The sequence below is a fragment of the Streptomyces sp. WELS2 genome, assembly GCF_013870595.1.
Lineage (GTDB): Bacteria > Actinomycetota > Actinomycetes > Streptomycetales > Streptomycetaceae > Streptomyces.
In genome coordinates, this window is the sequence record NZ_JACBWZ010001131.1 from 1 (window position 1) to 1,673 (window position 1,673).

Sequence of the window (1,673 nt, forward strand, 5' to 3'; positions counted from 1 at the left end):
CCGTCTCGGTGTGCGTACTGCACGCCCGGGACCTGGGCGGCGGACCCGTCCTCTATGGCCTGCTGGTGCTGGGCCTGACCGGCGGTGTCGCCGTCGGCATCCGGACCGCCCCCGCGCTGCTGCCCTCCCTGTCCCGCCGCCGCCTGCTGGCCCTGGCGATCGCCGTCACCGGCATCGCGCTGCTGGCCGCCGGGCTGGTCCCGGACGTCACCACGGTCCTGCTGATCGTCACGCTGGCCGGTGCCGCCGCGGGCGTCGCCGCGAACACCGGGCACACCCTGCTCGACCAGGAGACCGAGGACTACCGCCGGGTGCGCACCACCGAGCACCTGCACGCCGTGGTCCGCGTCTTCATAGCGCTCGGCGTCCTGATCGCACCGCTGTTCGCCGCGCTGATCGGCCCGCACCGCCTGGAGAACGGCAAGTTCGTCTTCGCGCACGGCGGCGCCGCCTTCACGCTCATGCTCGTCGGCGCGCTGCTGCTGCCGGTGGCCGCGCTGGTGCTCGCCAAGGTCGACGACCGCTCCGGCGTGCCGCTGCGCCAGGACCTGAGGGACGCGCTGCTCGGCGGCGACGACCCGGTCACGGCACCGGCGGACAGCGGCTTCTTCATCGCCCTGGAGGGCGGCGACGGCGCCGGCAAGTCCACCCAGGCCGAGGCCCTCGCCGAGTGGATCCGTGCCAAGGGCCACGAGGTCGTGGTCACCCGCGAACCCGGCGCCACACCGGTCGGCAAGCGGCTGCGCTCCATCCTGCTGGACGTGTCCTCGGCGGGACTGTCGCACCGCGCGGAGGCGCTGCTGTACGCCGCCGACCGCGCCGAGCACGTCGACACCGTCGTACGGCCCGCCCTGGAGCGCGGCGCGGTCGTCATCTCCGACCGCTACATCGACTCCTCCGTCGCCTACCAGGGCGCCGGCCGCGACCTGTCGCCGACCGAGATCGCCCGCATCAACCGCTGGGCCACCAACGGCCTGGTCCCGCACCTGACCGTCCTGCTGGACGTCTCCCCGGAGACCGCCCGCGAGCGGTTCACCGAGGCGCCGGACCGGCTGGAGTCGGAGCCGGCGGAGTTCCACGCGCGCGTGCGGGCCGGTTTCCTCACGCTGGCCGCGTCCGACCCCGGCCGCTACCTGGTGGTGGACGCCGGGCAGGAGCCCGAGGCCGTCACCACCGTGATCCGGCACCGGCTGGACACCGTGCTGCCGCTGTCCGAGGCCGAGATCAAGGCCCAGGAGGAAGCCCGGCGCAAGGCAGAGGAGGAGGCCCGCCGCAAGGCCGAGGAAGAGGCCGCCCGCAAGGCCGAGGAAGAGCGTCTGGAGCGCGAGCGCCAGGAGCAGCTCGCCCGGTTGCGCGCCGAGGAGGAGGAGCGCAAGCGGCGCGAGCTGGAGGAGGCGCAGCGGCGCGAGGCCGAGCGGCAGGCGGAGGAGGCCCGGCAGCGGGCCGAGGAGGCGCGCCGGCGCGCTGAGGAGGAGCGGCAGCGGCTGCTCGCCGAGGAGAAGGCCCGCGCCGAGGAGGAGGCCCGCCGCAAGGCCGAGGAGGAGCAGCGCCGCAGGCAGGCCGAGGAAGAGGCCCGGCTGCGCGCCGAGGAGGAAGCCAGGCAGGCCCGTCTCCGTGCCGAGGAGGAGGCCCGGCAGGCGAAGCTGCGTGCCGAGGAGGAGGCCCGGCGTCTG

General features: G+C 75.2%; 1 protein-coding gene. It reads left to right on the plus strand.

Going from position 1 to position 1,673, the window contains the following annotated elements; genetic code table 11:
• Window positions 1-1,673, plus strand: a 1,673-nt coding sequence (gene tmk, locus H5J33_RS34315; RefSeq protein WP_181798569.1) for a dTMP kinase, incomplete at both ends; no start/stop codon positions are given.